This is a genomic window from Micromonospora sp. D75 (genome assembly GCF_018070405.1).
In the GTDB taxonomy this organism is placed as follows: Bacteria; Actinomycetota; Actinomycetes; order Mycobacteriales; family Micromonosporaceae; genus Micromonospora; species Micromonospora chalcea.
In genome coordinates this window covers 1-8,777 of sequence record NZ_JAGPXV010000210.1, presented here as the reverse complement: position 1 = coordinate 8,777, position 8,777 = coordinate 1, and the positions used below count along the sequence as shown (strand labels likewise).

Below are 8,777 nucleotides of genomic sequence, written 5' to 3'. Positions count from 1 at the left end.
CTCGGACCCGACTTCGTCACCTGCTCCGGCTCGAAGTTCCAGTGCGGGCCGCTCGGCACCGGGCTGCTCTACGTCCGCAACAAGGTCCACCCCGAGCACAACCCGCTGCCGCTGCCGACGTTCTGGCCGGTCATCTCCACCTGGTACCCGATGATGGGCGCCCCGCCACCGCGTACCACCACCCGGGTGGAGAGCTACAACATGGGCGACTACCTGCAGAGCGCCGGCAGTGCCAGCATCGCCCGGGGCGCCGCCCTGGCGAAGGCGTGCGAGCTGTGGGACCGCATCGGCCGGGACCGGATCGAGCGGCACGCGGTGGCGCTCGGCGCGCACACCCGCGCCCGGATCGTCGAGCGGTTCGGCGTCGAGTCGCTGTACTCACCGCTCACCGACGACCGGCTGACCGCGCCGCTGGTGGCGTTCAACCCGTTCCCCGACCGGGCCGACGGCTGGAACATCACCAAATTCGCCCGCCTCGTCGACGAGCTGGAGAGCCGGCACCGGATCTGGACCCGGTGGACCGAGTTCGACGTCGCCGGCTCACCGCACCAGCACTACGCCGCCCGGATCTGCACCCACCTCTACAACACCGCCGAGGAGGTCGACCTCGCCGTCGACGCCATCGCCGACCTCGTCCGGGAGCTGTCATGACCGTCGCCCCGTACCGGCCGGAGCCGGCCACCGCGCGGCGGCGCGGCGGCGTGCTGCGGGTGGTCGCGCCCACCGACGCCGCACCGCTGGACCCCAGCTGCGCCCCCGCGTCGGCGGCCCCGTTCGTCCGGCTGCACACCCGGCAGCTCGTCACCTGGCAGACCGCCCGGGACGTCCGCGACTGGCAGGCCGTCACGTCGGTGCCCGACCTCGCCCTGGAGGTCCCCTCCACCTGGAACGCCGGGCTCGGCGCCAGCCACCGCAGCTACGTGTTCCACATGCGCCCCGGCGTCCGCTGGGACACCCCCGACCGGCGTCCGGTCACCGCGCACGACGTGGTCCGCGGCTTCAAACGGATGTGCAACCCGGTCCGGCCCTCACCGTCGCTCGCGTACTTCGCGAGCACCGTGCGCGGCCTCGCCGACTTCGCCACCGCCTGGGCGGCGGAGGCCACCCACCGGGCCGGGGACGCGGCGACGCTGGCCGCGTACCAGAACGCGCACGAGATCCCCGGCGTCTTCGCGCTCGACGACGAGACGCTCGTCATCGAGCTGGCCCGGCCGGCGCTGGACTTCGTGCACATGCTCGCGCTGCCCGCGGCGTCGGCGGTGCCCGTCGAGCACGACGCGTTCGTCCCCGGCAGCCCCGAGGCCGCCGCCCACCTGCGCGCCAACGGGCCGTACCGGGTGCGGCGGCACCGGCCCGGCGAATGGGTCGAACTGGTCCGCAACCCGGCCTGGGAGCCCGCCGCCGACCCGTACCGGCGGGCCGAGGCCGACCGGGTGGAGCTGCGCCTGAGCGACGGCGCCGGCCGCGCCGACGCGGAGCCCACCGACGCGCCGGCCGAGGTGCCGGTCGCGCCCGCAGTCGGCGGGCTGCCGGCCGCCGAGCCGGTCGACGGCGACGGCGCCCTCGGCTGGGCGCTCGACCCGTACCTCCTGCTCAACCTGCGCGACCCGGTCTGGGCCGACCCCCGGGTACGGCAGGCCGTGGCGCTCGCCGTGGACAAGGCCGCGGTGGCCGACCTGTACCGGCGGCACCGCCCCGGCGTGCCGGTACGGATCGCGGGCTCGCTGATCCCGCCGGGCAACGCCGGGCACGACACGGCCGATCCGTACCCCACCGGTGATCCGGCGCGGGCCCGCGAACTGCTCGCCTCGGCGGGCCACGCCGACGGCACGCCGCTGGTCCTGATCCACCCGCACTCCGGCCTCGGACCCGAGGTGGCGCACGCCTGCGCGAGCGACCTCACCCGGGCCGGCCTGCCGACCCGGGCGGTCGGGCTCGCCGACGCCGCGTACACCGAGGCGCTGCGCGCCCCCGCCACCGCCGGCGGCTGGCAGCTCGCGGTGGCGGCGCGCGTACCCGACTGGCTGGAGCACAACGGGCGGGTCTTCGCGCAGGCGATGCTCCAGGCGACCCCGGTGCCCGGCGGCGCCAACCACGGCGGCTACGCCGCACCCGAGGTGGACGCGCTGATCGAGCGGGCGCTCGACGCGCCGGAGCCGTGGCGGGCCGACGCCGCCTGGCGGGCCGCCGCGGAGCGCGCGGTCGCCGACGTGGCGGTGGTGCCGATCCTGCACCGGGCGCCGGTGGCCGCGCCGAGGCGACCGGACCGGGTCGACGGGATCGCGCCGCTGCCCCCGCAGGGGTACGCGGTGGACCTGACCGCCGCACGCCCGGGGGTGGACGAGTGAACCCGCTGGTCCGCGACTACCTGCTGCTCGGCCTGCGCCTCGGCCGGCTGGTCGACGGGCTCGTCGACTGCTACTACGGTGACCCGGCGCTGCGCGACCAGGTCGCCGCCGAACCGCCGCCCGACCCCCGCGAGCTGTCCCGCCAGGCCGGCCGGACGCTCGCCGCCCTCGGCGACAGCGACCTCGAACCGGCCCGCCGCCGGTACCTCACCGCCCAGCTCGCCGCGCTGCGCGCGGTCGCCGACCGGCTCGCCGGCACGCCGATGTCGTTCCGGGACGAGGTGCGCGCCTGTTACGACGTCGACGTGACCCGCACCCCGCCGGAGCGGTACGCGGCGGTGCACGACGAGATCGACGCGCTGCTGCCCGGGCCGGGACCGCTCGTGGACCGGGTGGAGGAGTTCTACCGGCGCAACACCGTCCCGCCGGAACGGCTGCACCGCTGCGTGCAGGCGGTCTCCGACGCGCTGCGCGAGCGGACCCGGGACCGGTTCGGCCTGCCCGGGACCGAGCGCGTCGAGTACACGGTGGTCCGGGACGCGCCGTGGAACGCGTACAACAGCTACCTGGGCGGCTTCCGCTCCGCCGTGGCGCTGAACGCGGCGAGCGGCCGGTCGGTGGCCGCGCTGCCGATCATCGTGGCGCACGAGTCGTACCCCGGCCACCACACCGAGCACTGCCTGAAGGAGGCCGGCCTGGTCCGCGACGGCGGCCAGGACGAGCACACCATCGCCCTGGTCGACACACCCCGGTGCCTGGTCACCGAGGGCCTGGCCGAGGCGGCGGTCGACGCGGTGCTCGGCCCCGGCTGGGGCGAGTGGACCGCCGGCATCCTGGCCGGGGAGGGCGTCCACGTCGAGGGCGAGCGGGTCGAGCGGATGCGCGGCCTGATCGTGCGCCTGCTGCCGGCCCGCATCGACGCCGCCCTGCTCCTGCACGACGAGGGCGGCGACCGGGCGGAGGCACTTGCCTACCTGCGGCGGTGGATGCTGCTGCCACCCGACCGGGCCGAGCAGATGGTCACGTTCGCCGCCGACCCGCTGTGGCGCGCGTACTCAGTCACCTACTCCGAGGGCGGCCGGCTGGTCGACGCCTGGCTGGCCGCCCGCGAGCCGGACACCAGCCTCGCCGACCGCTTCGACACGCTGCTGCGGGAGCCGCTGCTGCCGTCGCAGCTGCGCGCCGACGTGGCGGGGACCGCAGAGACGACGAAAGGTGTGTGTCGATGAACGGCGGCCAGCCCCGGTACGGGGGAATCCTGCGGCTCTACGGGCCCGGCAGCATGGACCATCTCGATCCGGCCTGCGCCTACTACATGCTCGGCGGGCAGATCATCCGGCTCTTCGCCCGCCAGCTGTTCACCTACCGGCCGGTCGCCGACCTGCGCGACCCGTCGGCCGTCACGCCCGTGCCCGACGTGGCCGAGGCGGTGCCGACAGTGGACAACGGCGGCATCAGCGCCGACCACACCCGCTACACGATCCGGCTGCGCCCCGGCGTGTACTGGGACACCGACCCGCCCCGCGAGGTGACCGCCGGGGACTTCGTGCGCGGCTTCAAGCGGATGGCCAACCCGGTGTTGCAGGCCGGCGGGATCGGCTACTTCACCAGCACCATCCGGGGTATGGCCGAGTACTGCGACGCGTACGCCGCCGCGATCACCTCGGCCGAGCCGGCCGCCGCCGAGCTGGCCGCGTTCCAGAACAACCACGAGATCGCCGGCGTCCGCGCCGTCGACGACCGGACGATCGTCTTCGACCTGATCCGCCCGGCGGTGGACTTCCTGCACATCCTGGCGCTGCAGTGCGCCTCCGCCGCCCCGGTCGAGTACGACGAGGTGCTGCCCGACAGCGCGGAGTTCCGGCGGCGGGTGCGCTCCAACGGGCCGTACCGGATCACCCACTACGCCCACGGCGAGTCGGTGCGGCTGGACCGCAACCCGGTGTGGCGCAAGGCGTCCGACCCGGTGCGCCAGCAGTACCTGGACGGGGTCGAGGTGACCATGGAGATCGCCAGCCCGCAGCAGGTGGGGGAGGTGATCGACAGTGGCCGCGCCGACCTGTCCTGGGCGTCACCGATCACCGAGCCGTACGACGTGGCGCCCACCGACCCGGGCAACGACCTCGGCTACGCGCTCAACCCGTACCTGGTGTTCAACCTGCTCAGCCCGAACGCCGACCGGGCGATGAGCAAGCTCAAGGTGCGCCAGGCCATCGCGTACGCGATAGACAAGGCGGCGATCGCCGAGATCTACCACGGCCTGGAGGCCGGGACGGTGATGTTGTCCGGGCACACGGCGATCCCGCCCGGCAACGACGGGCACGTCGACTTCAACCTGTACCCGACACCGGGGGACCGGGGCGACCCGGAGCGCTGCCGGGCGCTGCTGGCCGAGGCGGGCTACCCGGACGGGCTCACCCTCACCGCCGTGCACCGGGACGTGGACGCCAACCCGGAGGTGGCCCGCTCCTACGCCGCCGACCTGGAGAAGGGCGGCATCAGCGTCCGTCTGGTCTCGCTCGGCCACGCCGAGTACTACCAGTTCCTGCGCGACCCGGCCAACGCCCGCGCCGGCGCCTGGGACATCTCCGCCCCGTCCTGGACGCCCGACTGGTTCGGCCCGAACGGGCGCACCTACGTCCAGCCGATGTTCCAGACCAACACGTCCCGCGGCACCAGCAACTACGGCGGTTACAGCAATCCGGAGGTCGACCGGCTGATCGAGGAGGCGCTCGGCGCCACCGACCGGGCCCGCGCCACCGAACTGTGGCACCAGGTCGACCTGTGCGTCATGCGGGACGCCGCGATCGTGCCGATCCTCGTGCACGCCCCGACCATCCCGCACCGCAAGGGCCGGCGGGTCCGCAACGCGATCGCCATGCCCACGGTGGACCGCTGGTTCGACCTGTCCAACCTCTGGCTGGAGGAGTCCGCATGACCACGGCAGACGCATCGACGGACCTCGGACTGATCCCCGGCGCGGACGGCCCGCGCCGCGGCGGCACGCTCACCCTGGTCGGCGCGGGCGACGTCGACCACCTCGACCCGGCGCTGGCGTACCACACGGTGACCCGGGGGATCGTCCGCGCGTACACCCGGCAGCTGGTCACCTACCCGTCGACCCGCGACCACCGGCGGGCCGGGGACCTGGTGCCGGACCTGGCGGTGGCGGCGGACGGGCCGTACGACGCCGAGGGCCGCCGCTACCGGTTCACGCTGCGCGACGGGCTGCGCTGGGACCTGCCCAACGGACCCCGGCCGTTGACCGCCGCCGACGTGGTACGCGGCATCAAGCGGCTGGCCCACCCGATGGCGCCCAGCCCCGGCCTGCCCTACTACCTGAGCACCGTCGAAGGGCTTGCCGAGTTCCGCGACGACCTGCTCACCCTGCCCCGCGACCTCAACGTGGTGGCGCCCTACCTGGAGACTTCCTCAACCTCCTGGCGTTGCCGTTCGCCTCCCCGGCGCCGGAGGAGTACCTCTGGTTCGTGCCCGGCAGCCCCGAGCTGGACCAGCGACTCGGCTCGATCGGGCCGTACCGGATCACCGCCTACGAGCCGGACCGGCTGATCACGCTGGAGCGCAGCCGCACCTGGGACCCGGCCACCGACCCGGTCCGTGCCGCCCACGTGGACCGCATCGAGGTGCGGCAGGGGCTGGACGAGAAGACCTGCCACGACATGGTCATCCTCGGTGACGCCGACATGTTGTGGGACATCCAGCCGCTGACCGAGCGGCTGCCGGAGATGTTCGCCGCCGGGGACCCCCGGCTGGAGGTCTGCCCGGCCGGTCTGTTCAGCCCGTACCTGGTGATCAACGTGCTCAGCCCGAACGAGGGCGGTGCGCTGGGCCGCCGGGAGGTCCGGGAGGCGTTGCAGTACGCGATCGACAAGACCGCCGTGGCCGAGGTCTGGGGCGGGCGTCGCCTCAACGACATCGCCGAGCAGATCCTGCCGCCGCTGTGCCGCGCGCACCGGCCGTTCGCGCCGTACGCGGCGAACGACGGCGCCGGCGACCCGGAGCTGGCCCGCCGGCTGCTCGCCGACGCCGGCTACCCCGACGGGCTCACGTTGAAGCTGGTCTACCGGGACCGGGACATCCACCCGGAGACCGCGCGGGTGGTCCGGTCCGCCGCCGCCCGGGCCGGCATCACCCTCGACCTCGTCCCGGCCGGCATCACCGAGCTGTTCGGCACATACCTGGGCCGGGCCGACGGCGCCCGCGAGGGCCGCTGGGACGTGGCGCTGTCCGGCTGGGAGCCGGACTGGCACGGCAACAACGCCCGCGTCTACCTCCAGGCCCTCTTCGACAGCTCCGGCGTCTCCGGCAACGACGACTGGGGGTCGAACTTCGGCCACTACCACAACGAGGTCGTCAACGAGCACATCGACGCGGCGCTGAGCTGCGCCGACGAGAGGGCCGCGAACGAGCACTGGCGGGCCGCCGAGCGGGAGGTGCTGCGCGACTGCGCGGTGGTGCCGATCCTCTTCGCCCACCAGTACTGGCTGCGCGGGCACCGGGTGCGCAACTGGCTGCCGTACCCGGTGCTCAACGGCGACCTGACCAACCTGTGGCTGGGGGAGGACTGACGCCCGGGCCGATGAGCGGCGACGACCACCGTCTCACCGTACGTCTCGGCGAGCTGGCCCAGGCCCACGCCGACCGGGCGGCGGCGCGCGCGGGCGTGCCCGCCGTCCGGCTGGACCGGCTGGCCGCCGAGCCGCTGCGCCTGGACGAGGACTTCTGCCGGGAGGTGGCCGACCGCTACGACGCCGCGCCGATGGTCACCGCCGGCACGGCCCGCGGGTACGCCCGGCTGGCCGCGGAGAACCTGCGGCAGTTCCGGCTGATCGGCGAGGCGGGCATCCGGGTGCTGCCGTGGACCGGGCCGGGGCAGCCGTACCGGGACTCGCGGGACCTGGTCGCGCGGGTCCGCGCCACCGGCCTGCTGCACGTCTTCCTCACCCGCCACGGGCACGGACCGGCCGGCGCGGACGGCGACCATCCGCTGCGCGCCCCCGCCGGAGTCCGGGCCGGCGGGGAGGAACTGCTGCACAACGACATCTTCCGGGCGGTGCACGACGTCTTCGGACACGTCCTGTTCGGCAACACGTTCGGGCCGCGCGGCGAGTTCCGGGCCACCCGCTGCCACCTCGCGATGTACCCGCCCGACCTGCACCCGCTGGTCTTCGCCGAGCTGGTCGGCCAGCTCTGCTGGTTCTTCCACGGGCCGCACCTGCGCCGCCCGGACGGGACGCTGCCCCGGCGCGGCGAGCCCGGGTACGTGCCGCCGCCACGGCGTCCGTACCCGCCGCAGAAACAGCTCGTGTACGACCGGCGCACCCTGGACCGGTTCGCCGCGCTGTTCACGTCGCCGGGCTGACCGCCGACATCAGGAAGTCGGGCACCCGCAGCGGCGGCATCACCATCCGGGTGAAGTAGTCGCCCCACTCCCGGGGCAGCGCCGGCACCGGCCGCCCGGCCTCGGTGGCCCGGGCCAGCAGCGACAGCGGGCTCTCGTTGAACCGGAAGTTGTGCACAGTGCCGACGATCTCGCCGTCCTCGACCAGCCGCACGCCGTCGCGGGTGAGGCCGGTCAGCAGCAGCGACGCCGGGTCGACGTCGCGCAGGTACCACAGCGAGGTGAGCAGCAGGCCGCGCCGGGTGGAGCGCACCATCTCGGGCAGCGTCGGCGCGTCCGGCCCGCCCTCCAGCACCAGGTTGTCCACCATCGGGGTGAGCGGCGCGCCGGTCTGCTCGGCGGTGTGCCGGGTCTGCACGAGCGCGGTCAGCACACCCTCGTCGATCCAGCGGGTCGGCCGCAGCGGCAGCCCGTTGTCGACCACTGCGGTCAGGTCGTCGGTGCCCCGGCTGACCGTGAACGGGGCGCAGGGCAGCAGCGGATGGTCCGGGTCGCTGCGCAGTGTCAGCGGCAACGCGGTGAGGCGCTCGCCGAGCGGCAGCCGGCCGTCCGGGCGGCTGAACGCGGTACGCCCGTCCAGCGCGCCGCGCGCCCCGGCGGCCAGGTAGAGGTGGAGCATCAGGTCGGCCACGCAGTTCGGGGTGAGCAGCACCTCGTACCGTCCCGGCGGCAGCTCGACCCGGCGGCCGGGCCGCGCCAGCGTGGCGGACAGCTCGGCGGCGAGCGCCGGCACGTCCAGTCCGGTCAGGTCGGGCGCCGTCACGCCGGCCCACGTCGAGTCGTCGCAGTCGCGCACGCTCAGGTCGAACAGGCCGGTGGACTGCGCGTGCCGCAGGCGGGCGCCGGTCGACGCGGCGAGGTAGGTGGTGACCACCCGGTGCTCGGTGTAGCCGTAGAGCCGCCGCTGCCCGGCCGCCGCGAACGCGTCGGCCAGGCCGGGCAGCACGTCTCCGAACGCGTCGACCGAGGTGCCGCCGGGCGGTTCCGCCCAGGACGGCGTCCGCCAC

7 protein-coding genes are annotated in these 8,777 nt (G+C 74.6%); 6 read left to right on the top strand and 1 reads right to left on the bottom strand.

The window, feature by feature from the left end:
* From KBX39_RS14875 to KBX39_RS14850, 6 genes are all read left to right on the top strand, one after another.
* Positions 1-651 (top strand): aminotransferase class V-fold PLP-dependent enzyme (locus KBX39_RS14875; RefSeq protein ID WP_210871100.1); only part of this gene is annotated, 651 nt, incomplete at its 5' end.
* Complete coding sequence (locus KBX39_RS14870) at positions 648-2,348, top strand: ABC transporter substrate-binding protein (protein WP_210871098.1); 1,701 nt, start codon at positions 648-650, stop codon at positions 2,346-2,348. The genes KBX39_RS14875 and KBX39_RS14870, both read left to right, overlap by 4 nt.
* A complete protein-coding gene (locus KBX39_RS14865; protein WP_210871096.1) occupies positions 2,345-3,577 on the top strand; it encodes a DUF885 domain-containing protein in 1,233 nt (410 codons plus the stop codon). Before KBX39_RS14870 ends, KBX39_RS14865 begins: the two co-directional genes overlap by 4 nt.
* On the top strand, positions 3,574-5,286 hold the full coding sequence (locus KBX39_RS14860; protein ID WP_043325235.1) for an ABC transporter substrate-binding protein: 1,713 nt from the start codon (positions 3,574-3,576) through the stop codon (positions 5,284-5,286). Before KBX39_RS14865 ends, KBX39_RS14860 begins: the two co-directional genes overlap by 4 nt.
* Before the next feature lie 508 nt (positions 5,287-5,794).
* The gene (locus KBX39_RS14855; RefSeq protein ID WP_247660213.1) at positions 5,795-6,937 is read left to right on the top strand and encodes an ABC transporter substrate-binding protein; all 1,143 of its coding nucleotides are present in this window, start codon (positions 5,795-5,797) and stop codon (positions 6,935-6,937) included.
* An 11-nt stretch (positions 6,938-6,948) separates the two neighbouring features.
* Positions 6,949-7,731, top strand: a complete 783-nt coding sequence (locus tag KBX39_RS14850) for a hypothetical protein (RefSeq protein ID WP_064447388.1) — start codon at positions 6,949-6,951, stop codon at positions 7,729-7,731.
* On the opposite strand, the gene KBX39_RS14845 is transcribed toward KBX39_RS14850, so the two are convergent.
* Positions 7,715-8,777 (bottom strand): metallopeptidase TldD-related protein (locus KBX39_RS14845; protein ID WP_210871094.1); only part of this gene is annotated, 1,063 nt, incomplete at its 5' end. The two genes, KBX39_RS14850 and KBX39_RS14845, sit on opposite strands and share 17 nt — an antisense overlap.

What these genes read in the sequence shown, in the direction of transcription:
- KBX39_RS14860 (WP_043325235.1), top strand. Translation starts at nt 3,574, where the DNA reads ATGAACGGCGGCCAGCCCCGGTACGGGGGAATCCTGCGGCTCTACGGG.
- KBX39_RS14850 (WP_064447388.1), top strand. Translation starts at nt 6,949, where the DNA reads ATGAGCGGCGACGACCACCGTCTCACCGTACGTCTCGGCGAGCTGGCC.
- KBX39_RS14870 (WP_210871098.1), top strand. Translation starts at nt 648, where the DNA reads ATGACCGTCGCCCCGTACCGGCCGGAGCCGGCCACCGCGCGGCGGCGC.